The organism is Actinocorallia sp. A-T 12471 (assembly GCF_033875155.1).
Taxonomy (GTDB): Bacteria; Actinomycetota; Actinomycetes; order Streptosporangiales; family Streptosporangiaceae; genus Actinocorallia.
The window spans coordinates 23,894-44,967 of sequence record NZ_JAWZTE010000024.1 but is presented as its reverse complement, the minus strand read 5'-3'; the positions used below and the strand labels follow the sequence as shown (position 1 = coordinate 44,967).

The following is a 21,074-nucleotide window of genomic DNA, read 5'->3' as shown; positions in this document are numbered from 1 at the left end:
GGTGTTGACACTGGCAGAAGAACAAGGTCTTGGCTGACCTTATCCAATTGCCTCAAAGAAATCCTCAGACGAGGATGACCAGAACCAAAGTCCTGGCCTTAATTGGCACTGACTTTTAGCACGCTGTTGAGTTCTCAAGAAACGGACTCGCAGTCCGTTCTCCGCCTTTCGGCGTTTCCCTCGCTGCGATGTTTCTAATTTAGCAGATCCCCGCTGGCTGTCAAATTCAGCCGGTTTCCGCCATGCCATTAAAAAGAGGCAATGCAGTAGCAGAGCTTCGATTTTCTGGCGATTTGCCCGCCGGCCGGCCGCCGCGGTCTTTCGACCGCCAGGCGTCCCGCACCCGGTTGGGCACAAGAGAGAACTCTACGCTCTCCCCCGGAGTGCGTCAAACCAAACCGGTGAACCCGCATCGGATCTCAGCGAGATCCGCGTCTGACGCACCCGGCAAAGGTACCCCACCCGCCGAGTCCTCGCCCCCGGAACACGAGAACCGGGCAGCGCCTCTGGGGAGGCGCTGCCCGGTTCGTCGCGAGTATCCGGCCGGACTGCGTGGCTTCAGATGATGGGCGGGCGGCCCGCGCGCGTCATGCGCCATGCCGTGCGCCAGCTGATGGGACGGCGTGGGCCCGCGTCCGTCCTGCAGCCTTCGGCGAAGCCCTTGAACCAGGGCTTCAACGCGGCGGGACGGCGTTCGCGCACCACGGTCATGCCGATCCAGACGCCGAGGTAGCCGATGGCGATCGGCCACGGCAGGTTCCGCTTGGCGAGCCAGACGCGGTTGCGCGCGTTGTACCGGTAGAAGCCCTCGTGACGGGTCGGCGGCGTCGCCGGATGGCACATGACGCACTCGGCGTCATAGACGATCCGGTATCCGGCGTTGATGGCCTGCCAGGCGAGGTCGGTCTCCTCGTGCGCGAAGAAGAAGTTCTCGGGAAGCCCGCCGCCCGCCTCGAACGCCGCCTTGCGCACGGCGGACGCGCCGCCGAGGAAGGTCGTCACCTGTGACGACCTGTCCGGGTCGCCGACGATCAGCCGTGGCACGTGCCTGCGCTGCGCGGGCCCGCCATCGGGGTCGCGCACCTGGAACGACACGATCCCCAGCGACGGGTCCACGTCGAACATCTTCTGCAACCGCAACCCGAGCCCGAGTGACGGGTAGTACCCGTCGTCGTCAAGGAACACGATGACGTCGCCCTTGGCCTCCCGGACGCCGTAGTTGCGTCCGGCGGGCACGCCGAGGTTCTCCGGCAGCGGGAACGTCCTGATCCTGTCGTCGGCGATCGGCGCGGTCCACTCGGGCGGGACTCCGTTGCCGACAAGGACGATCTCGACGTCGACGTCCTCCTGGTCGAGCGCGCTGCGCAGTGACGCTTCGAGCTCGACGGGACGGTTCCCCATCGTCAACACGACGAAAGAGAGCATCACGGCGTCCCCTTCCTTGTCCCGGCCGCCTTCGCGGCCCTTACTTGAGCCGCCTAGAGGCGACGATGCTCACGAAGTGCAGGAGCGTCTGCACGACGGCGACGGCGAACACCGCGACGGTCAGCCCCCGCGTCACCGACCAGAGCGTGGCGTCGAAGCCGATCCCCAGCGTGCTGGAGTATGCCTCGGGCATCGCGATCGGCTCGGGCGTGCGGCCGAAGGAGGACCACCCGAAGTCACGCATGTCGGGCAGGCCGAAGACCCTGTCGAGGATCGCCGCGACGAGGATCAGCAGCGACAGTTCGACCGCCCCGATGATCCTGTGGAACTTCAGCAGCGACGCCGCCTGCCGCGCGAGCGCGAGCCACGTCGAGGTCGGCCGCAGCGCCCGGTCCCCCCCGGCGGGGTCGGCCGGCAGTCCCGCCTTGGCCCGCGCGACGACGACGTTGTCGGTCTCCGCCTTGATCAGCGCGGCCCCCAGCGCGGCGGCGACCCCGAGGGTCACCCATCCGCCCTGCGAGAAGACCCCGCCCACCTGGGCCTGTGCCCGGAATCCGAGCCCGACGAGGATGGCGACCTCGGAGAAGTAGTGGCCGAGCCGGTCGAGGAACACCCCGGTGACCGAGGTGCGTCCGGTGACGCGCGCGGCTTCGCCGTCGGAGCAGTCGAGCACGAGGTACAGCTGGACGAGCACCACCCCGACGACCGCGCTGACGATCCCCGTCCCCGACGCGAACGCGACGCCCGCGCCGATCCCGCACGCGATCATCAGGTACGTCATCTGGTTGGGCGACAGCCCGAGCCGCAGAAGCAGCCACGTCAGGTACGGGGAGACCGAGCGCGCGTACAGCCGCCCCGCCCAGTGCTCCTCGTTGCGGCGCTCCTTGAGGCCGGGGGGCTGGCCCTTCTCCCGGATCTCCTTGAGGGAGTAGCTCCTGGCTGGCATCTAGCTACCGAACTCCTGAACGTACTTGTGCACCGCGGCGAGGATCTCGGCTTCGCCGAGGTTCAGGTACTCCAGGACGGTGTACCTGCCGGGCCGCGTGGAGGGGGCGAACGCGACGGCCTCGGCGAACTGCTCGGCCGAAAGGCTCACGTCCTTGCAGGTGAGCGGGAGCCGGTGCCGGTCGAGGCACTCGGCGACGATCCGCGCCCGGTCGGGGTCCTCGCCGAGGTACTCGCGGCGCAGGTAGTGGCAGAACAGCGCGCCGATCCCGGCGAGTTCGCCGTGGTTGCCGGTGCCGGGGAACAGCCGGTCGATGGCGTGCAGGATCTCGTGGTCGCCGCCCGAGGCGGGCTGTGACGACCCGGCGAACGACATCGCCATCCCCGACAGGACGAGCCCTTCGGCGAGGACCGTGAGGAACGCGTCGGACTCGATCGAGGACGGCTGGTGGATCAGCGCCTCGGCGGCGGTGCGCGCGACGGTGAGGGCGAGCCTGTCGATCGGCTCGCCGGTCTCGGCGTGCGCGAGCTCCCAGTCGGCGACGGCCGACAGGTTGCTGACGACGTCGCCGACGCCGGAGCGGACGAGCTGTTCCGGCGCGGCCCGCACGTAGTCGAGGTCGACGATCATCGCGATCGGCATGACGACGCCGAACGAGCCCTTGCCCTTGTCGTGTTCCAGTGACGCGACGGGCGAGCAGATCCCGTCGTGCGAGAGGTTCGTGGCGACCGAGACCATGGGGATGCCCGCGAGGGTCGCCGCGTACTTGGTCGCGTCGATGGTCTTGCCGCCGCCGATCGCGACGACCGCCTCGTACGTGCCGCCGCGCAGGTGCCCGCCGAGTTGGACGGCGGCGTCGACCGTCCCGCCGGGCACCCGGAAGATGTCGCAGTCGGCGAGCGACGGCCGCACGTCGGCGGAGATCACGTCGCCCTGGCCCGGTCCGACGGCGATGGCGACACGGCCCTCGGTGGCGATCCTGCGGTCGGCGAGCAGTTCGCCGAGGGACGCGATCGCACCGCGCCGCACGTCGATCGACAGCGGCGCGGTCAGCATCCGCGTCAGTAGTGGCACGCGATCTCCCTGGCCTTGGCGAGGTCGTCGTGGTTGTCGACCTCGACCCAGGAGACGTCGCCGATGGGGGCGACGGCGATGGCGTTGCCGCGGTTGACGAACTCCTGGTAGCCGTCCTCGTAGTAGAGGTCGGTGTCCTTCTCGAAGGTGGCCTTGAGGGAGTCGGCGAGGGCTTCGGCGACCTCCGGCTCGAGGAGGGTCGCGCCGATGTACTCGCCGGCGGCGTCGGCCGGGTCCATGAGCTTGGTGATCCGCGCGAGGGTCCCCTCGGGGGACAGGATGACCTTCATCTCCTCGTCGGCGAGCTTCTTGACGTCGTCGACGGCCAGTAGGATGCCGGGGCTGCGGCCCGCCTCACGGGCGGCCAGGAGGGTCTTCTCGACCGAGACCGGGTGGACGGTGTCGCCGTTGACCATGAGGACGCCCTTGGCGAAGTGCTCGCGGGCCAGCCACATGGAGTAGGCGTTGTTCCACTCCTCGGCCTTGTCGTTGTAGACGAGGGTGATGGTGACGCCGTACTTGGCCTCGAGGGCCGCCTTGCGCTCCTCGACCGCGCCCGCGCAGTAGCCGACGACGATGACGACCTCGGTCAGGCCGACCTCGCTGAGGTTCTTCAGCGCGATGTCCATGATCGTGGTGTCGCCGTCGACGGGCACCAGCGCCTTCGGCAGGGTGTCGGTGTACGGGCGGAGCCGCCGCCCCGCGCCGGCCGCCAGAATCATGCCGATCATGCGCCGGCCTCCTCTTCCAAATCGATTTCTGCGCCCTTGCCGGTCCGTCGATCGGTCTCGACCCAGGTGCGCACGGATTCCCAGCCGAACAGCACGCCCAGGTAGAGCGCGAGAGCGGCGTAGACGGGGGTGGTGACGTCGAGCACCGCGGCGAGCGCGGCGATCAGCATCCGGCCGTCCCAGCCGAGGCCCGCCTGGAACACCCATTCGGGCGGCCACAGGCCCTGCCTTGTCCGGTAGACGGTGTCGTAGTGGTGGTACACCAGCACCGCGAGCAGCGTGTAGACCAGCGGCTCCGGCACGTTCAGGGCGAACCCCAGGACGGCGAGGTAACCATACTCGATCGCCCTGATCAGGGGGGGTACGAGCCAGTCGAGGCGGCCGCCGTGCGGGTGCGTCGAGGACGGCCCGGCCAGCAGCAGCAGCGAGACCGGGGCGAGCAGCGCGGCGAGTTCGCCGATGCCCGCGCCGAGGCTCAGCGCGACGACGGTCAGGACCGCGGCGACGAGCGCGGGCGCGAGGGGCGGGAGCTGGCCTCGGGCGAGCTGGCCGAGCGCGCGGGCGATGGGGCCGTCGTCGCGGTAGGCGCGCAGTTCGGCGGCGCGCTGGTCGGCCCTGCGCCGCGCCTCGTCGGTGTCGGTGGCGGCGGTCATGCGAGGGACCTCAGAATCCGTCCGGACAGGGTGTAGGCCGCGGCGAGACCGCCCCAGGCGAGCAGGGCGAGGAAGGTCACGCGGGCGTCGAAGAATGCCGCGGTCAGGGCGATCAGGGCGAAGCGCTCGCCGATCGGCAGGATGATGATCTTCTTGCCCCAGCGCGCTCCGGGGACGCGTTCCAGCGCGGCGGAGAAGCGGACGGCCAGCATGCCGAGGCCCTTGCGCGGGGCGGCGTGCCGTGACGCCGGAGCCGGGTCGAGCAGGCTGTCGTCGGGCACGTCGAGGGGCAGTTCGCGGATCGGGGCGGGCGGGATCGAGCCCTTGTGGACGGCGAAGCTGAAGTCGACCATGTGGCGGCAGGTCTGCAGGATGATCACCGCGCAGGCCAGGCCCCAGACGTCGCCGGAGTGGGTGGCCCCGTAGCCGACGGCCAGGCCCGCGTAGGCCAGGTACTCCTTGCCCCGGTCGAAGGTGGCGTCGAGCCAGGCCCCGAGGGTGGAGTACTGCCTTGTATAGCGGGCGACCTGGCCGTCGACGCAGTCGAAGACGAACGCGAAGTAGAGCAGGACCGCGCCGAGGACAAGGCCGAGCCTTGTGCCTTCGGCGAACCACAGGGCGGCGATCGCGGCGGTGCCCATGGAGATGCAGGTGACGGCGTTGGGGGTGAGCCCTCGCTTCGCCGCCCAGCGCGCTATGTAGCGTGAGTAGGTGGAGACGAAGTAGGTGGTGAACCAGCCGTCGTCGGCCTTGACCGCGGCGTTCAGCCTTACCTTGTCCTCGTCTATGGCCTCGACTGCCTCGCGGGCGGCGGCGGCCTGCTCGGGGGTGAGGGCGCGTTCGCAGACGAGGTCGTCGACGTTGCGGGCGGCGACCCTGACGCCGGAGCGGACCAGGCCCACGAGGACGAGGGCGAGCGTGTCGGGCTCGTCGGGGGCGGTGGTGCCGAGGACGCGGTGCTGGCTGACCGATTTGTCGAGTTCGTCGCGGGCGGTGGTGTCCACGAAGACGTCGAGGTTCCTTGCGCGCTCCTTGCCGAGCACCCTGACGGGCTCGACCTCGGGCAGCATGTCCACGAGCATCGTCAGGCGCTCGCACACGTCGGCGAGGGCCTGGCTCTCGACCACCTTGAGCAGGCCGCGGAAGACCCCGTCGGGGTCGGTGACCTGGTGGAAGCGCGAACCTGCGGAAACCACCCGGCGGCCGGAGATCCGGACGGCCGGACGGGTTCCGGTGACGGGCTGCTTGGCGGTGATCGCCGTCGTGCCCTTGTCGCGGGCGAGGCGGGCCAGGAGCTCGTCGCTCACCACAAGATCGGCGTGCGCGAGGGTGATCTCGCCCTTCGCGCGGGCGATCCTGCCGATCTCCAGGAGGTCGCCCGCGACGTCGGCGGACTCCACGACCGTCAGGCCGCGCGCGTCCGCGCCGTTCTTGCGCAGCACCTCGGCGGCCCTCGGCCGTGCGACGACGCGCACGTCCGCTACCTTGATTGCCGCCAGTTGTCCCAGCAGCCGGTCGAGCAGTGTCGTCCCGGCTGAGAAGTCCAGCTCGGCTGTCGGGTCGCCCGGCTCGGTGGCCAGCACCACGAACGTCACCCGCAGCCTCCAACACACGGCAGGTAGTCCGGAAAGCCCCAAGCCTAGTGGGTGAACGGGACAGAAACGGAGGAGTACCAGGTGAAAACCGCAGGCGTCATCCTCGCGGGCGGAATCGGGCAGCGGGTCGGCGCGGGCATCCCCAAGCAGCTCATCCGGGTCGCGGGCCGCCCGCTGCTGGCCTACCCGATCGACACATTCGCGGCCTCACCCCGCCTCGACGAAGTGATCGTCGTCATGGCGAGCGGGCACTTGGAAGCCGCCGAGGAGCTGTGCGCGCCGCACGGCATCCGCGTGATCGAGGGCGGCGAGACCCGCACGGCCTCCACCCTCAAGGCCATGGACGTGCTGTCAGACGCTTCGGACGACACGAGGGTCCTGTTCCACGACGCGGCCCGCGCCTTCGTCACCCACCCGGTGATCGACCGCTGCCTCGACGCCCTGGAAACCCACGAGTCCGTCGCGGTAGCCCTCCCCGTAACCGACACCGTGGTCTCGGTAGCCGACGGCCAGGTGGCCGCCATGCCCCCCAGATCCTCCCTGGCCCGCTTCCAAACCCCCCAGGGCTTCCACCTGGGCACCCTCCGCCGCGCCTACACCCGAGCCCTCGCCGACCCCACCTTCATCGCCACCGACGACTGCGGCGTGGTCCACCACTACCTCCCCGACGTCCCCATCACCATCGTCGAAGGCGACGAATCCCTCCTAAAAATCACAACCCCCCTAGACCTAATCCTCGCCGAACACCTAGCCACCCCCCCACCCCCCTAACCCCAACCCCGCAGTCCCTTCGGGACTGCGGGAAAAGGGGGGTGCCCCAGCCGCTTCAGGCAGCCTTTCGGGCGCGGGAAAGGGGCGGGCCCGCTGCTTCAAGCGGGCCTTCGGGTGCGCGAAAGGGGTAGCCCCGCTGCTTCGGGCGGGCCTTCGGGCGCGGGAAGGGGGTAGCCCCGCTGCTTCAAGCGGGCCTCGGGCGCGGGAAGGGGATGGCCCCGCTGCTTCAGGGGGGCTTGCGGAGGCTGCGGCGAGAGGCGGGAGTTAGGGCTTGCGGAGGCTTCGCCGAGGTGCGCGCAGCGCGGGCCCGCGCCCCCTAGGGGCACGAGGCTGCGGGCCGCACCGTGCGTGACGCGGGCCGCACCGCCTCGCGGGCCCGGAGGGGCTGGGGGGTTAGGGTTTGCAGAGGTTTTGGGTGGCGGTGCGGGTTTCTACTTTTTCGGTGGTGGTGGTGGGGAGGGCGACTTTTTGGGGGGTGGTCCAGGCGGAGCCGACGACAAGTTCCATGGTCGCGCCCAGGGCTTCGACCTTTTGGAGTTTGGCGAAGGGGATCGCGGCGGCGAGGGTGCGGGCGGAGTCGGCGCGGGCGGGGCCGTAGCGGATCACCGTGGACTTGGTGTCCTTGCGTTGGACCACGCCGATGACCCAGGAGGCGCGGAAGCCCGCCTTGACGAGGCCGTCGGTGGCCTTGCGGGCGAGGCCGACGGTGCCGACGCCGTTGCGGACGATCACGTTGACGTCCTTGGGCGCGACGGTCAGCGGCTTGGCGGTGCTGGTCGGGGTCGGCGTGGGCTCGACCGGCGTGAGGTCGTCGTCTATTCGCTGGAACATGCGGTCGGCGGCCGAGCCGTCCCAGACGACGACCGACTGGGTGATGCCGCCGAGCTGGGCGGTGCCTGCGGGGTCTTCGAGCGGGACCTTGGCGAAGCTGACCTTGTCGAGGGAGGCGTCCTTCAGGCGGCCCGCGTAGGACTCGAGGTTCTTCTTCAGGCCCGGGTCGACCTTCACCGAGCTGAGGAGCGCGCTGAGCACGGCGGCGCTGCGCGTCGGGTCCTTGAGCTTGGCGATCACCGCGCTCATCAGCGACGACATGAACTCCTGCTGCCGCTGCATCCTGCCGATGTCCTCGCCGAGCCCGTGCCTGACGCGCGCGAACGCGAGCGCCGTCGCGCCGTCGACGTGGTGGGTGCCGGCGGCGAGCTTGAGGCCGGTCGCGCGGTCGTCGATCGGCCGCTCCGTGCAGACCTGCACCCCGCCGACGGCGTCGACGACCTTGAGGAACCCGGCGAAGTCGACCTCGATGACGTGGTCCATGCGCAGGCCCGTGACGTCCTCGACGGTGTCCTTCATCAGCTGCGACCCGCCGTACGCGTACGCCCAGGTGAGCTTGCCCTGCTGCGCCCCGACGCGTTCGCCCTCGGCGTTCATGTGCGCCGGGATCGTGACGAGGGTGTCGCGCGGGAGGCTGACGATGGTGATCTCGTCGTGGTCCTTGGAGACGTGCAGCACCATCATCGTGTCGGACCGCGCGCCCGCCTCCTTGCCCAGGTGGAGGCGCTTGAGGTCCTTGGGGTCCATTCCGTCGCGTTTGTCCACCCCGGCGAGCAGGATGTTCATAGCCCCGCCCGGCGTGCCGTCCGCCATGTCGAGGTCGAGGGTCTGGACCTTGCCCTTGAAGTACTCCTGGAACGCCCACCCCGCGCCCGAGCCGAGCAGCACGACGGCCGAGGCGGCGGCGGTGATCGAGACGAGCCTCCTGCGCCGCACCGCCGCGCGGGCGGAGACCGCGCCGCGCACCCTGCGGCCCCCCGAGCGGGGCGGCGCCACCGAGACCTTCTGGGCGCGGTCGTCGTCCACCGCGACCGCGTCCCAGTTGCCGCTGTCGTCGGCCACCGGGCCCCCCGGCCCCTCGGCGCCCGCGGGACGCGGACGGAAGTACTGCTCGATCGGGTCGTCATCGGCCATGCCAAGCCCCCTCCCGTGCTTCAACGGCCGACGAGCCCGGCCCCGTCGGGCGCGGTGTCCGCGCGTCCGACGGCCGGCTGTCGGGTGGGTGTTCTCGCCCGACTCGGGCCACGTGGGGCGCATGGGGACGCCCGTACTGGCCTGCGTACGTAGCCGGATACGTTACCGTGGCGCCGTCATGAATCTGCCTCTCCACGCTGACGGCGAGCCGCGCACCACGTGGCCCGCCGTGTCCGTCGTCATGCCTGTGCTCAACGAGGAACGCCACCTCGCCGACGCCGTGCGCCACATCATGGCCCAGGACTACCCCGGTGAGCTGGAGCTGGTCCTCGCGCTCGGCCCCTCCCGGGACAAGACCGACAAGATCGCGACGGCGCTCGCCCGCACCGACCCGCGCATCGTCGTCACCCGCAACCCGACAGGGCGCACGCCCAACGGCCTGAACATCGCGATCAAGGCGTCGCAGTACTCGATCATCGTCCGGGTCGACGGGCACTCGCTGCTGCCCGCGAACTACGTCCGCGTCGCGGTCGAGACGATGGACGCCCACGGGGCCGACAACGTCGGCGGGCTGATGGACGCCCAGGGCGTCACCCCGTTCGAGAAGGCGGTCGCCCGCGCGATGACGTCGAAGTTCGGCGTTGGGAACGCGCGTTTCCACACCGGCGGCGAGGCCGGCGAGGTGGAGACCGTCTACCTCGGGACGTTCCGGCGCAGCGCGCTGGAACGCGTCGGCGGGTACGACGAGACGTTCGTCCGCGCCCAGGACTGGGAGATGAACCACCGCATCCGGCAGTCCGGCGGCAAGATCTGGTTCACGCCGGAGATGCGGGTCACCTACCGGCCACGGCCCAACCTGAAGACCCTCGCGACCCAGTTCTTCTACACCGGACGGTGGCGGCGCGTCGTCGGCCGGGAGCACCAGGGCACCCTCAACCTGCGCTACCTCGCGCCGCCGCTCGCGGTGCTCGGCATCCTCGCCGGGACCGTCGCCGGGCTGTTCGGCTTCTGGCTCGGCTGGATCCTGCCGCTCGGCTACTTCCTGGCGATCCCCGTCGGCGGGACTGTCCTGACCGCGCAGGGCCTGCCGGTGAAGGCGAAGCTGTTGCTCCCCTTCGTCTACGCGACGATGCACATCTCCTGGGGTCTCGGCTTCCTCACGAGCCCCCCTGGCCTCGGCATAACCCGCGACTAACCCAAACTCCCTCAAACCAAACAGAAGGGGCCGGACGACGTCCGGCCCCTTCTGAGTTCGCGCCGAGGGGGTCAGGGGCGGCCGAGGGCCTTGTAGGTCCAGCCGGCGGCGCGCCAGATCTCGGGGTCGAGGGCGTTGCGGCCGTCCACGACGTTGCGGGCGGCGACGTGGGAGCCGAGGACCTCGGGGTCGAGGTCGCGGAACTCCTGCCATTCGGTCAGCAGGAGGACGATGTCGCTGCCGTGGGCGGCCTCGAGGGCCGACGCGCCGAAGTTGAGCGTCGGCTGGACTTTGCGGGCGTTGTCGAGCGCCTGGGGGTCGTAGACGGTGACGTCAGCGCCCTGCTCGCTGATGACGGCGGCGACGTCGAGGGCGGGCGAGTCGCGCACGTCGTCGGAGTTCGGTTTGAAGGCCGCGCCGAGCACGCACACCCGGTGGCCTTGGAACGATCCGTTGAGCAGGCCGCGGGCGAGGTCGACCATGCGGTGGCGGCGGCGGATGTTGATCGCGTCGACCTCGCGCAGGAACGACAGCGCCTGGTCGACGCCGAGCTCGCCCGCGCGGGCCATGAACGCGCGGATGTCCTTGGGCAGACAGCCGCCGCCGAAGCCGAGGCCAGGGCCGAGGAACTTGCCGCCGATGCGGTCGTCGAGCGACAGCGCCTTCGACAGCATCGTGACGTCCGCGCCGGTCGCCTCGCAGACCTCGGCCATCGCGTTGATGAAGGAGATCTTGGTGGCGAGGAACGCGTTCGCCGAGACCTTGACGAGCTCCGCCGTCGGGAAGTCGACCACGAGGAACGGGATGCCCTCGGCGATCTGGTGCGCGTACACCTCGCGCAGCTTCCGCTCGGCCCGCTCGGACATGACGCCCGCGACGAGCCGGTCGGGGTGCAGGGTGTCCTGGACGGCGAAGCCCTCCCGCAGGAACTCGGGGTTCCAGGCCAGCTCCACGTCCGGCGACGGGGCGAGCTCGCCGAGCAGGTCCGCCAACCGGTGCGCGGTGCCGACGGGGACCGTCGACTTGCCTACGACGAGGCACTCACGCGTCAGCAAAGGGGCGAGCGCGGAGATCGCCGCGTCGAGATAGGAGACGTCCGCCGCGTAGTCGCCGGACCTCTGCGGGGTGCCGACGCACACGAAGTGCACGTCGCCGAACTCCGCGACCTCCTCGTAGGAGGTGGTGAACCGCAGCCTCCCGGACTCGAGGTTGCGCCGGAGCACCTCGGGCAGGCCCGGTTCATAGAACGGCAGGTCTCCCGCCGCGAGCCGTTCCACCCTGTCGGGCAGGACGTCGAGGGCCAACACCTCGTACCCCAACTCGGCCATGCACGCCGCGTGCGTCGCACCGAGGTACCCGGCGCCGATGACCGTGAGCTTCAGAGCCACCAACCTTCTCCTTAAAGATCTCTACCGACGGGTAGCATGCCCCTATGAGCAGCGATTTTCCCGCCTACGCGCCCGCCGAGGAGCACGAGCTCCTCCGACGGACCGTGCGCGAACTCGCCGAGGCCAAGATCGCCCCGTTCGCGGCGGAGGTCGACGAGCAGGCCCGTTTCCCCCAGGAGGCGCTCGACGCCCTGGTGGAGAACGACCTCCAGGCCGTCCACGTCCCCGTCGCCTATGGAGGCAACGGGGCGGACGCGCTCGCCGCGGTGATCGTGATCGAGGAGGTCGCCCGTGTGTGCGGCTCGTCCTCTCTCATACCCGCCGTCAACAAGCTCGGCACGGTTCCCGTGCTTTTGTCCGGCTCCGAGGAACTGAAGAAACGTTACCTGCCTCCCGTCGCCCAGGGCGATGCAATGTTCTCTTATGCACTCTCAGAAGCGGAAGCCGGGTCCGACGCTGCGGGAATGCGAACACGGGCGGTGCGCGACGGTGATCACTGGGTGCTCAACGGCGCGAAAATGTGGATCACCAACGCCGGGGTGTCGGAGTACTACACGGTCATGGCCGTGACCGACCCGTCGGCGGGCGCTCGGGGGATTTCCGCCTTCGTGATCGAGAAGTCCGATCCGGGGGTTTCGTTCGGGCCGAAGGAGAAGAAGCTCGGCATCAAAGGTTCACCCACCCGTCAGGTGATCCTCGAGGACGTGCGCGTCCCGGCGAACCGGATGATCGGCGCGGAGGGCACCGGGTTCAAGACCGCGCTGGCGACCCTCGACCACACCCGCGTCACCATCGCCGCCCAGGCGCTCGGCCTCGCCCAGGGCGCGCTCGACTACGCCATCGGCTACGTCAAGCAGCGCAAGCAGTTCGGCAAGGCGATCGCCGACTTCCAGGGCGTCCAGTTCATGATCGCCGACATGGCGATGCGCCTGGAGGCGGCCCGCCAGCTCACCTACCACGCGGCCATCAAGTCCGAACGCGCCATGCACGGCGAAACCGTCCCGGACCTCACCTTCGTCTCCTCGGCCTGCAAGTGCCTGGCCTCCGACGTCGCCATGGACGTCACCACCGACGCCGTCCAACTCCTCGGCGGCTACGGCTACACCTCCGACTTCCCCGTCGAACGCATGATGCGCGACGCCAAGATCACCCAGATCTACGAAGGCACCAACCAAATCCAACGCATGGTCATCTCCCGCCAACTCCTCAAGTAGTCCCTCCCCCCGTGACCAACATCACGACCTACCCCTAGGGCGACAATCCGCCAACGGACATTCATGGAGTTATCCGTCACCAGGTCGGCCGAGACCGGTCACCGGAGTCCACCGCGTCCTCCACGTCTGCTAGAGGATCAAGAGCGCGAGCTCGCGCGGCCGGTCACGTCGGAGGTGGTCATGGCTCTACTCCCGGATGCGGTCGCGGGTGCTCGCGGCGCTGTTGGAGGTGGAGACCGAGGGTGGAGAAGCTCGGGATTGACGACCTGCTCAAGGCGTCCCGGTCGGCGGCGGTGCACCTTGAGATGCGGGACGCCTATGTTCCGTCAGATCCGTCCTACCTTGCCTTCGTTGGGGGGCCGCCGTTTGATCGGGCCGAGCGGGAGGCGCACTGGCATGGGCTCGTCGGGCCTCTGGTGGCCCGGGGCGTCCGGGTGCGGCGGGCGCGGATCGTCTCCGAGCCCGTCACCGACTACATCGCGTTCGAACACTCGGTGACACGGTCGATGAACGTCGCGGCGGGGGAGGAGGTCCGTTGGCTGCCTCGCACTATGGCCTCCGATCTCCTGCTTCCAGGGAACGACTACTGGGTCTTTGACGACCGCCTCGTGCGTTTCGGTCATTTCTCCGGCGTAGGTGAGATTCTCGGCCACACTCTGAGTGAGGATCCGGCGGTCGTGAAGCAGTGCGCGGCGGCATTCGAGGCGGTTTGGGAGCGTGCCGTTCCGCACGAGTCCTACGAACCGCGTCGGTGACGGTGTCTCAACGGTTCGCGCGATGCCTTCCGCCCCTTCTCCCTCGTCCAGTGCGCAGGCCGCGAGGCAGGCTCTCGCCGACCGCCTGCGGGCGATCCGCGAGGAGGCCGAACTGTCGGCCGTCGAGTTGTCGGCAAGGGCGGGTTGGCACAAGTCGAAGACCTCACGGATAGAGCACGGGGTACAGACGGCGAGCGCGGCCGATATCCGGGTGTGGTGCGCGGCCTGCGCGGCCGAGGGGCAGGTGCCGGACCTTCTCGCGGCGTTGCGGACGGCCGAGGGCGCCTACGTCGAGTGGCGGCGGCTGAACCGGGGCGGTCTGGCGACCCTCCAGGGGTCGTACGTCCCCCTGTATGAGCGGACGGCGCTGATGCGGTCCTATCAGTCCCACGTCGTGCCGGGGATGCTCCAGACCGCTGGGTACGCCTCCGCGCTCCTTGCGCGTATCGCGACTTTCCGTGGCATTCCCGATGACTCGGAAGCAGCGGGCGAAGCCCGGGTTCGGCGGCAGCGGCTGTTGCGCTCCGGGAAGCACCGCTTCGCCTTCCTCCTTGAGGAGGCGGTACTCCGGCAGGGCGTGGGCGGGGGGCAGGTGATGGCAGAGCAACTCGGGCGGCTCATGGAGGTCGCGACGCTGCCGTCGGTGTCCGTTGGAGTCATCCCCGCGCGCGCCGACCGTCCACTGTGGACCTTGGAGGGTTTCACCCTCTACGACGACTTCCAGGCCCATGTGGAACTCCTCTCAGCCCGGGTGACGCTCACCGCGCCCGGGGAGATCGCGACCTACGTCAAGGCTTTCGAGGAACTCTCCGCCATGGCCGTCTACGGAGACGCGGCGCGGGCCCTGATCTTGAGGGCTCTTGAGGGTCTGCCCTGAATTCGAGCACAACCCGCCGCAACTTCATGGAGCCGTAGAGGTTCCACGGCCAGAGTTCTCCCAGGACGAACTTTGGAGGGAACGCATGAGCACGGCCCTGCGTGGACCCGATCTCGATCTGATCATCTGTTCGCCGGACGGCGAGTCACGCTCCGAACTGTTCCGCGTCGGAGACCTCTTCCCGATGGACCCGACCGGACACATCCTGATGGCCCCCGGCACGGCGGCCTCCGAGGCACGCCCATGGGGACTTCGGTTCCGGCAGGTGCCGCAGCCGCGCGCCGGCAAGCACGAGTCGGGTGCCACGTCCGAGGTCTCCACCAGCAACGACGGCACCGGCCCCGAAGAAACGCAGTCCGACTGATGGCCGGGCGCACCGTGGTGATCCTGACCGAGGATCGCGACCGCACCGCCGACCGCGTCGCGGCCGAACTGACGCTCCGGGGCGTCCCGGTCATCCGCATGGCGACGAGCGATTTCCCGAGGAACATCAGCATGGCCGCGAAACTCGCGGAGAGCGGCTGGGAGGGCACGCTGTCCCTGCCCTCCGGTGACGTCCTGGACTTCGCGGACATCGGCGCGATCTACCGACGGAGGCCGACACAGTTTCAGGTGGACGCACGCATGTCGTCGTCGGAGAAGGCGTTCGCCTACGGGGAGGCGCGGCGCGGATTCGGCGGTGTTCTGAACGCCCTGGCGGTCAACGGCTGTCTGTGGGTCAACGACCCGGCCGCCGCGGCGGCGGCCGAGTACAAACCGCTCCAGCTCGCGACAGCGAAGGCGGTCGGGCTGGATGTGCCTGACACCCTCATCGCCAACCATCCGGCCGAAGCGCACGCCTGGGCGGAGTCCCTCGGCGAGTCGATCGTCTTCAAGCCCCTGTCCGGTGTGTGGCACGCGGACGAGGGGACGCTCGGCATCATCTACACCTCGCCGGTCAATCCGGACGACCTCGCCGATCCCGCGCTCTCCCGGACGGCGCACATGCTCCAGGCATATGTCGCCAAGCGGGACGAGGCCCGCGCCGTCGTCGTCGGAGAGCGGGTGTTCGCGATCCGGATCGTCGCCCACAGCGAGCGGGCGGCGATCGATTGGCGGTCCGACTACGACGCGCTGGAGTACGAACCGCTGGACCTCCCCGACGCCGTCACGAAAGGCCTGGTCGAACTGCACCGGCGGCTGGGGCTCGCGGTCGGCGTGGTGGACATGTGCCGCGACCACGACGGCCGATGGTGGTTCCTGGAGACCAACCAGAACGGCGAGTGGGGCTGGTTGTCCGACGAGGCGGGATTCCCGATCGCCTCGGCCGTCGCCGACCTCCTGCAAGCCGGGGCGGCGTGGATCAGGTGAGCGGACCGGACGCTCTCGTCGGTGATCTGGCGGCCAGGGGCGTGCTCACGGACGGACGTGTCCGGGCGGCGCTCCTGGCCGTCCCCCGGCATCTGTTCGTGCCGCGCCGGGGGTGGGTGTCGCCCGACCGGGCCGACGCCGAGGGCTTCCTTGCCGATTCCGTCGCCGATCCGGAGGGCTGGTGGACGGCGGCGTACTCCGATGCCTCGATCTGGCTTCAGGCCGACGACGGCGCGGAGGACCCGACGACCGGAAGAGGGTTCGCGACCTCTTCCCTCTCGGCCCCCGGAGTGGTCGTCGAGTTCCTGCAGCTTCTCGGCGTCCGACCGGGCCACCGTGTCCTGGAGGTCGGCACGGCCTCCGGTTGGACGGCCGCGCTGCTGGAGCATCTCTCGGGCGGGGCCGGGTCCGTGTACTCGGTGGAGGTGGACGAGAACGTCGCCGCCTCCGCCGCGGTCGCGCTGGACGCGCGGGGAAGTCGCGTGATCCGGGTGCTCGGAGACGGTGCTCTCGGTGTACCCGAGGCCGCGCCCTTCGACCGGGTGCACATCACCTGCGCCGTGACCGCCATACCGTCCGCGCTGGTGCGGCAGACCCGGCCGGGCGGGATCATCGTCGCGCCCTGGAGCCCGGGCGGCCCGGACGGTCACCGCCTCAGGCTCACCGTGACCGGCGAAGAGACCGCGACCGGCACGCTGCACGGCAGGGCGAACTACATGCTCATGCGTTCCCAGCGTTATGGGCGGTGGCGGGCCCACCACGTCGAACGGGCCGAGACCTCGACGACCGCGCTCGACCCTCGCGAGATCGCCGGGGCGGGACCCGGCGCCGCCCTCGCGATCGCCGCCTGCGCGCCCGGGGTCTCATGGCACACCGTCTCCGACGAGGCCGGGGCCGTCTCGCTGCTGCTTTGTGAACGGAACCGGGCTGAAGGCTCCTGGGCGGCCTGCGACCATGAGCCGGGCGCGGCGCGCTTCGGCGTCACCCAGTACGGCGAACGGCGGCTCTGGGACGAGGTCGAGAACGCCTTTCTCCGCTGGTGTTCTTGGGGCCGTCCGGGCCTGGAACGCTTCGGGGTGGCACTTGCGGGAGCCGAGCTGACGGTGTGGCTGGACGCACCGGGCCGGATCGTCCGCTGAGCCGGGCGGGTCAGCGGTTCAGGGCCTTCAGGGTGCCGGGGATGTCGTCTACTACTAGGGCGTCGGCGGGGAGGTAGGGGGTTAGGGCTTCGGGTTTGGGGGTCCAGACGAGGACGTCGAGGCCGGCTTTGTGGGCTATGTCTACGCAGTCGGCGAAGGGGCGGGCTTTGGGGGTGGGGTCGCAGGAGGCGGTGTGGAGGGCTATGGCTTCGAGGCCGAGGCCGGCGGCGGAGGCTATGGCGTGGCCGATGGGGAACCAGAGCCAGGTGAGCAGGCCGCGGGGGATGCCCGTGCCGTCGAGGGCCAGGAGGACCGAGGGGTCGAAGCTCGTGACGATCAAGGGGCGGCGCGTGGCCTCCTGCTTGAGGATGTCCTTGAGGAGGGGGGCCGTGCGGGGCTCCAAGGCGTCTTCCAGGACCGTCTTGACGTCCACGTCGATGCCCACGTGGGGTGGGAGGGCGGCGAAGACCTCCTCCAACGTGAGGCGGTCGCCCGCGGGGCCGTCCACGTGGAAGGAGCCGTCCTCGCCGACGGGGTCGTGCGCGAGGACGAGCCGGTCGTCGGCCGTCCGCTGGACGTCGATCTCCACCCAGCTCAGCCCGGCCTCGACCGCGCCGAGCAGCGACGGGAGCGTGTTCTCACCCGCCCCTCCGCCGAGTCCCCTATGCCCGATGATCGTCGGTCCGCCGTCAAACATCATGTGTTCGCCCCACTAAGCTGCTCGGTGTGAGAAGTCCAGGTCAGATGCCGGTTGTCGGGATGGTGGGCGGCGGTCAGCTCGCCCGGATGACGCAGCAGGCCGCGATCGCGCTCGGGGTGCGGCTGCGGGTGCTCGCGGGGGATCCCGAGGAGTCGGCGGCACAGGTGTGCTCGGACGTCCGGATCGGGTCCCACACGTCCCTGGAGGATCTCATGTCCTTCGCCGAGGGCTGCGACGTGGTCACGTGGGACCACGAGCACGTCCCCGGGGAGCACATCCGGGCCCTGGAAGCGGCGGGCGTGGTGTGCCGGCCGGGTTCGGCCGCGCTGCTGCACGCCCAGGACAAGCTGGTCATGCGCGAGAGGCTGTCGGCGCTCGGCGCGCCGTGCCCCGCGTACACGGCGGTTCACAGCACAGACGATGTCACGGCGTTCGGCGAAAAGCACGGATGGCCCGTCGTGCTGAAGGCCACACGCGGCGGCTACGACGGCAGGGGCGTGTGGGTCGTCGGCTCCCCCGACGAGGCAGCCGCGCTGGTCGACCGGGTGATCGCCACCGGCACCGCCCTGATGGTCGAGGAGAAGGTCGCCTTCCGCAGGGAGCTCGCCGCGCTCGTCGCGCGTTCCCCGCACGGCCAGGGCGCGGCGTACCCGGTGGTCGAGACGGTCCAGCAGGACGGGATCTGCGTCGAGGTCGTCGCCCCCGCCGAGGGCCTCGACGACGAGACCGCCGCGTTCGCCCAGAAGCTCGCGCTCGGCATCGCCGAGGAGCTCGACGTCACGGGCCTGCTCGCGGTCGAGCTGTTCGAGACCGCCGACGGCGTCGTCGTCAACGAACTCGCGATGCGCCCGCACAACTCGGGCCACTGGACCACCGACGGCGCCCGCACCACCCAGTTCGAACAGCACCTGCGCGCGATCCTCGACCTCCCCCTGGGCGACACCGACGCGAACGCCCCCTGGACGGTCATGGGCAACCTCCTGGGCGGCGACGACCCCGACATCTTCGAGCGCTACGAGCACGTCATGGCGCACGATCCCGGAATGAAGATCCACTTCTACGGCAAGGGCGTCCGTCCCGGCCGGAAGATCGGACATGTCAACGTCTCGGGGGATGATCTGTCCCGGCTGCGGGCAAGGGCCGAACATGCGGCCCTGTACCTGCGCGACCCGGGGCTGGTCTACCCGGAAGAGAGGAAGTAGCGCGTGGCGGACACCAAGCCCCTGGTCGGGGTGGTCATGGGCAGCGATTCCGACTGGCCCGTGATGCAGGCGGCCGCCGACGCCCTGACGGAGTTCGGCGTCCCGTTCGAGGCCGACGTCGTCTCGGCGCACCGGATGCCGCTTGAGATGATCGAGTACGGCACCGAGGCCGCCGCGCGCGGCCTCAAGGTGATCATCGCGGGCGCGGGCGGCGCGGCCCATCTGCCCGGCATGCTCGCCAGCGTCACCCCTCTCCCGGTGATCGGGGTGCCGGTACCGTTGAAGTACCTGGACGGCATGGACTCGCTCCTGTCCATCGTCCAGATGCCGGCGGGCGTACCCGTCGCGACGGTCGCCGTCGGCGCGGCCCGCAACGCCGGACTCCTCGCCGTCCGGATACTCGCCACCGGCGACCCCGAACTTCACAAGAAGATGCTGGAGTTCCAGCAGGATCTCAATCGCCAGGCCAAGGAGAAGGGCGCCCGCCTTCGCGCCGACCTCTGACGCGAAGACGGGCGGCCGGGGCTCACGCCGCGGGGTTCTCGGCGGCCACGTTCCCCGCCCCGGTGACCTCGGCGAGGACCCGGTTGATGGCGTCACGAAGGCCGATGGCCTGCGCAAGGGTGAACCGCATCTGCCCGGTGTCGATGGGGCCGACGAGAGGGATCGGCTTGTCCGTGAGCGGGATGATCGACAGTTCCTCGCGTCCGTCGAGTTCCCCGTTGAAGCAGATCAGCAGCCCCTCGCCCTCTATGTTGGCGACCTCGGCGTCGGCGCACGGCCCGTAGTGCGGCTCGTCGTCCCGGTGCTCCCGCCGGCACCACGCCGGGTGCTCGCCCGACCGCCTGCCCTTCACGCTCGTCATCGCGCCTCTCCCTCGCTCGCGCCGGACGCGGCACGCCCGGCCCTCCCCCGAAAACCGTGTCGCGGGGCAGTTTCTCCGTTACCGCTGCCAGCATGGCCGTAAAAAACTACGCTGGGCTACGAGAACGCCACACGGGGACGCCTACATGACGCCCCGCGCGGCCTACCGGCAGACAACCGCACGCCTACCGCCCCCCGGAGGCCCCCTTGGCCAGCGACAAGGACCTCACCCGCGACCCGCTCATCCGCGCCTTCAGCAAGCTGCTGCGCGCCTACCGCGAGGACGCCGACCTCACCCGCCCCCAACTCGCCGACGCCCTCGGCTGCTCCTACCAGTGGATCGAAAAACTGGAACGGGGCGCCAAACCCTCCGTCGCCACCGGAATCGACCTCGACACCTACTTCAAGATCCCCCAGGGCACCTTCCAAACCCTCGCCGAGGAGATCGAAGAAGCAGGCCGCCACACCGCAACCCCCCGAGGCTTCTCCACCTTCAAAACCCTCGAAGCCAAAGCAACCTCAAGACGAGATTTCGAGGCCCAGGTCATCCCCGGCCTCCTCCAGACCGAGGCATACGCCCACGCGATCCTCTCGGACAGGCCGCGCAGCACGCCTACCGACGACCTGCTCGTCACCCGACTGGATAGGCAGAACGCACTTTGGGGCGACGATCCCCTACGGTTCACCGCGGCCATCGACGAATCAGCGCTGCGTCGCCCGATCGGCGGCCCCGAGGTGATGCGTGAGCAACTCCTCTACCTGCGGAAACTCATCCTGGAAGTACCCACGATCCACCTCTGTTTCCTCCCCGAGTCCCGCCCCACCTGGGCGGCGCGCGATGGGTCGTTCTCCATCCTGAGCTTCGCCGACAGCCCGGACATCGCCTACTACGAGGGTCCCGACAGCAGCCAGTTCATCCGCGACCCTGAAGATGTCGTTAACGTCTCGCTACGCTTCAACGTAATCGTGGCCGAGGCGACGAGCCGTACCGAGACGCTTCGGATGATCGCAACAGCATTGGAGACCTACACGTGAGCACCGCCCCCACCGCGCTCCACTGGCGCAAGAGCAGCCACAGCACCTCACAGGGCGGCAACTGCGTAGAGGTCGCCCCCATGGTCTCCGCCATCGCCATCCGCGACTCCAAGAACCCCACGGCCCCCGCCCTGGCCTTCTCCCGCACCGCCTTCCGCCGCCTCAACCACGCCCTCCGCACCCCCTGACCACCCC

22 protein-coding genes are annotated in these 21,074 nt (G+C 69.7%); 12 read left to right on the top strand and 10 right to left on the bottom strand.

Translation table 11 applies throughout. The features are described 5' to 3' along the window. Positions 1–558 precede the first annotated feature (558 nt). From R9X44_RS35325 to R9X44_RS35300, 6 genes are read right to left on the bottom strand one after another with little or no spacing between them, the layout of a single operon-like run. Positions 559–1,425: a glycosyltransferase family 2 protein gene (locus R9X44_RS35325; RefSeq protein ID WP_319818749.1), complete on the bottom strand. Its 867-nt coding sequence runs from the start codon at positions 1,423–1,425 to the stop codon at positions 559–561. 40 nt (positions 1,426–1,465) lie between these two features. After that, positions 1,466–2,371 (bottom strand): CDP-alcohol phosphatidyltransferase family protein, encoded by a 906-nt coding sequence (locus R9X44_RS35320; RefSeq protein ID WP_319818747.1) that lies wholly within the window; start codon positions 2,369–2,371, stop codon positions 1,466–1,468. Beyond that, positions 2,372–3,427: an iron-containing alcohol dehydrogenase family protein gene (locus R9X44_RS35315; protein ID WP_319818748.1), complete on the bottom strand. Its 1,056-nt coding sequence runs from the start codon at positions 3,425–3,427 to the stop codon at positions 2,372–2,374. It abuts the gene before it with no gap. Positions 3,428–3,432: 5 nt separating this feature from the next. Continuing rightward, a complete protein-coding gene (locus tag R9X44_RS35310; RefSeq protein WP_319818746.1) occupies positions 3,433–4,176 on the bottom strand; it encodes a phosphocholine cytidylyltransferase family protein in 744 nt (247 codons plus the stop codon). Continuing rightward, positions 4,173–4,829, bottom strand: coding sequence for a DUF5941 domain-containing protein (locus R9X44_RS35305; protein ID WP_319818745.1), 657 nt, complete (start codon positions 4,827–4,829; stop codon positions 4,173–4,175). The genes R9X44_RS35310 and R9X44_RS35305 overlap by 4 nt, the downstream gene beginning before the upstream one ends. Continuing rightward, positions 4,826–6,424 carry a CDP-alcohol phosphatidyltransferase family protein gene (locus R9X44_RS35300; RefSeq protein WP_319818744.1) on the bottom strand — a complete coding sequence of 533 codons (1,599 nt, stop codon included), beginning with the start codon at positions 6,422–6,424 and terminating at the stop codon, positions 4,826–4,828. The genes R9X44_RS35305 and R9X44_RS35300 overlap by 4 nt, the downstream gene beginning before the upstream one ends. Positions 6,425–6,505: 81 nt before the next feature. Here R9X44_RS35300 and ispD point away from each other — a divergent pair, with 81 nt between their 5' ends. Then, on the top strand, positions 6,506–7,195 hold the full coding sequence (gene ispD / locus R9X44_RS35295; protein WP_319818743.1) for a 2-C-methyl-D-erythritol 4-phosphate cytidylyltransferase: 690 nt from the start codon (positions 6,506–6,508) through the stop codon (positions 7,193–7,195). Between the two features lie 393 nt (positions 7,196–7,588). Here the strand turns inward: ispD and R9X44_RS35290 are convergent, their stop codons facing one another. Then, positions 7,589–9,160, bottom strand: coding sequence for an LCP family protein (locus R9X44_RS35290; protein ID WP_319818742.1), 1,572 nt, complete (start codon positions 9,158–9,160; stop codon positions 7,589–7,591). Positions 9,161–9,338: 178 nt separating this feature from the next. Between R9X44_RS35290 and R9X44_RS35285 the strand changes: the two genes are divergently transcribed. Then, a complete protein-coding gene (locus tag R9X44_RS35285) occupies positions 9,339–10,355 on the top strand; it encodes a glycosyltransferase family 2 protein (protein WP_319818741.1) in 1,017 nt (338 codons plus the stop codon). 71 nt (positions 10,356–10,426) lie between these two features. Here R9X44_RS35285 and R9X44_RS35280 read toward each other — a convergent pair whose 3' ends face one another. Further along, on the bottom strand, positions 10,427–11,743 hold the full coding sequence (locus R9X44_RS35280; protein WP_319818740.1) for a UDP-glucose/GDP-mannose dehydrogenase family protein: 1,317 nt from the start codon (positions 11,741–11,743) through the stop codon (positions 10,427–10,429). A gap of 44 nt (positions 11,744–11,787) precedes the next feature. Here R9X44_RS35280 and R9X44_RS35275 point away from each other — a divergent pair, with 44 nt between their 5' ends. From R9X44_RS35275 to R9X44_RS35250, 6 genes are all read left to right on the top strand, one after another. Further along, complete coding sequence (locus R9X44_RS35275; RefSeq protein WP_319818739.1) at positions 11,788–12,957, top strand: acyl-CoA dehydrogenase; 1,170 nt, start codon at positions 11,788–11,790, stop codon at positions 12,955–12,957. Positions 12,958–13,199: 242 nt separating this feature from the next. After that, positions 13,200–13,712 carry a DUF6879 family protein gene (locus tag R9X44_RS35270; protein ID WP_319818738.1) on the top strand — a complete coding sequence of 171 codons (513 nt, stop codon included), beginning with the start codon at positions 13,200–13,202 and terminating at the stop codon, positions 13,710–13,712. Between the two features lie 22 nt (positions 13,713–13,734). Beyond that, entirely contained in the window at positions 13,735–14,589 is an 855-nt protein-coding gene (locus tag R9X44_RS35265) for a helix-turn-helix transcriptional regulator (RefSeq protein WP_319818737.1), read from the top strand. A gap of 85 nt (positions 14,590–14,674) precedes the next feature. Then, positions 14,675–14,953: a hypothetical protein gene (locus R9X44_RS35260; RefSeq protein WP_319818736.1), complete on the top strand. Its 279-nt coding sequence runs from the start codon at positions 14,675–14,677 to the stop codon at positions 14,951–14,953. Further along, positions 14,953–15,939 (top strand): ATP-grasp ribosomal peptide maturase, encoded by a 987-nt coding sequence (gene tgmB / locus R9X44_RS35255; protein ID WP_319818735.1) that lies wholly within the window; start codon positions 14,953–14,955, stop codon positions 15,937–15,939. Before R9X44_RS35260 ends, tgmB begins: the two co-directional genes overlap by 1 nt. After that, positions 15,936–17,078 carry a protein-L-isoaspartate(D-aspartate) O-methyltransferase gene (locus R9X44_RS35250; RefSeq protein WP_319818734.1) on the top strand — a complete coding sequence of 381 codons (1,143 nt, stop codon included), beginning with the start codon at positions 15,936–15,938 and terminating at the stop codon, positions 17,076–17,078. Before tgmB ends, R9X44_RS35250 begins: the two co-directional genes overlap by 4 nt. Before the next feature lie 10 nt (positions 17,079–17,088). On the opposite strand, the gene R9X44_RS35245 is transcribed toward R9X44_RS35250, so the two are convergent. After that, positions 17,089–17,778: a glycerophosphodiester phosphodiesterase gene (locus R9X44_RS35245; protein WP_319818733.1), complete on the bottom strand. Its 690-nt coding sequence runs from the start codon at positions 17,776–17,778 to the stop codon at positions 17,089–17,091. A gap of 44 nt (positions 17,779–17,822) precedes the next feature. Here R9X44_RS35245 and R9X44_RS35240 point away from each other — a divergent pair, with 44 nt between their 5' ends. Then, the gene (locus R9X44_RS35240; RefSeq protein ID WP_319818732.1) at positions 17,823–18,980 is read left to right on the top strand and encodes a 5-(carboxyamino)imidazole ribonucleotide synthase; all 1,158 of its coding nucleotides are present in this window, start codon (positions 17,823–17,825) and stop codon (positions 18,978–18,980) included. A 36-nt stretch (positions 18,981–19,016) separates the two neighbouring features. After that, positions 19,017–19,484, top strand: a complete 468-nt coding sequence (gene purE, locus R9X44_RS35235) for a 5-(carboxyamino)imidazole ribonucleotide mutase (RefSeq protein ID WP_413775009.1) — start codon at positions 19,017–19,019, stop codon at positions 19,482–19,484. A gap of 22 nt (positions 19,485–19,506) precedes the next feature. Here purE and R9X44_RS35230 read toward each other — a convergent pair whose 3' ends face one another. After that, positions 19,507–19,845: a hypothetical protein gene (locus R9X44_RS35230; protein ID WP_319818730.1), complete on the bottom strand. Its 339-nt coding sequence runs from the start codon at positions 19,843–19,845 to the stop codon at positions 19,507–19,509. A 206-nt stretch (positions 19,846–20,051) separates the two neighbouring features. Here R9X44_RS35230 and R9X44_RS35225 point away from each other — a divergent pair, with 206 nt between their 5' ends. Both R9X44_RS35225 and R9X44_RS35220 read left to right on the top strand, forming a co-directional pair. Beyond that, the gene (locus R9X44_RS35225) at positions 20,052–20,879 is read left to right on the top strand and encodes a helix-turn-helix transcriptional regulator (protein ID WP_319818729.1); all 828 of its coding nucleotides are present in this window, start codon (positions 20,052–20,054) and stop codon (positions 20,877–20,879) included. Continuing rightward, positions 20,876–21,067 (top strand): DUF397 domain-containing protein, encoded by a 192-nt coding sequence (locus R9X44_RS35220; protein ID WP_319818728.1) that lies wholly within the window; start codon positions 20,876–20,878, stop codon positions 21,065–21,067. The genes R9X44_RS35225 and R9X44_RS35220 overlap by 4 nt, the downstream gene beginning before the upstream one ends. The last annotated feature ends 7 nt before the right edge of the window (positions 21,068–21,074 follow it).

What these genes read in the sequence shown, in the direction of transcription:
- R9X44_RS35325 (WP_319818749.1), bottom strand. Translation starts at nt 1,425, where the DNA reads ATGCTCTCTTTCGTCGTGTTGACGATGGGGAACCGTCCCGTCGAGCTC.
- R9X44_RS35320 (WP_319818747.1), bottom strand. Translation starts at nt 2,371, where the DNA reads ATGCCAGCCAGGAGCTACTCCCTCAAGGAGATCCGGGAGAAGGGCCAG.
- R9X44_RS35315 (WP_319818748.1), bottom strand. Translation starts at nt 3,427, where the DNA reads ATGCTGACCGCGCCGCTGTCGATCGACGTGCGGCGCGGTGCGATCGCG.
- R9X44_RS35310 (WP_319818746.1), bottom strand. Translation starts at nt 4,176, where the DNA reads ATGATCGGCATGATTCTGGCGGCCGGCGCGGGGCGGCGGCTCCGCCCG.
- R9X44_RS35305 (WP_319818745.1), bottom strand. Translation starts at nt 4,829, where the DNA reads ATGACCGCCGCCACCGACACCGACGAGGCGCGGCGCAGGGCCGACCAG.
- R9X44_RS35290 (WP_319818742.1), bottom strand. Translation starts at nt 9,160, where the DNA reads ATGGCCGATGACGACCCGATCGAGCAGTACTTCCGTCCGCGTCCCGCG.
- R9X44_RS35285 (WP_319818741.1), top strand. Translation starts at nt 9,339, where the DNA reads ATGAATCTGCCTCTCCACGCTGACGGCGAGCCGCGCACCACGTGGCCC.
- R9X44_RS35275 (WP_319818739.1), top strand. Translation starts at nt 11,788, where the DNA reads ATGAGCAGCGATTTTCCCGCCTACGCGCCCGCCGAGGAGCACGAGCTC.
- R9X44_RS35265 (WP_319818737.1), top strand. Translation starts at nt 13,735, where the DNA reads ATGCCTTCCGCCCCTTCTCCCTCGTCCAGTGCGCAGGCCGCGAGGCAG.
- R9X44_RS35260 (WP_319818736.1), top strand. Translation starts at nt 14,675, where the DNA reads ATGAGCACGGCCCTGCGTGGACCCGATCTCGATCTGATCATCTGTTCG.
- tgmB (WP_319818735.1), top strand. Translation starts at nt 14,953, where the DNA reads ATGGCCGGGCGCACCGTGGTGATCCTGACCGAGGATCGCGACCGCACC.
- R9X44_RS35245 (WP_319818733.1), bottom strand. Translation starts at nt 17,778, where the DNA reads ATGATGTTTGACGGCGGACCGACGATCATCGGGCATAGGGGACTCGGC.
- R9X44_RS35240 (WP_319818732.1), top strand. Translation starts at nt 17,823, where the DNA reads ATGCCGGTTGTCGGGATGGTGGGCGGCGGTCAGCTCGCCCGGATGACG.
- purE (WP_413775009.1), top strand. Translation starts at nt 19,017, where the DNA reads ATGGGCAGCGATTCCGACTGGCCCGTGATGCAGGCGGCCGCCGACGCC.
- R9X44_RS35230 (WP_319818730.1), bottom strand. Translation starts at nt 19,845, where the DNA reads ATGACGAGCGTGAAGGGCAGGCGGTCGGGCGAGCACCCGGCGTGGTGC.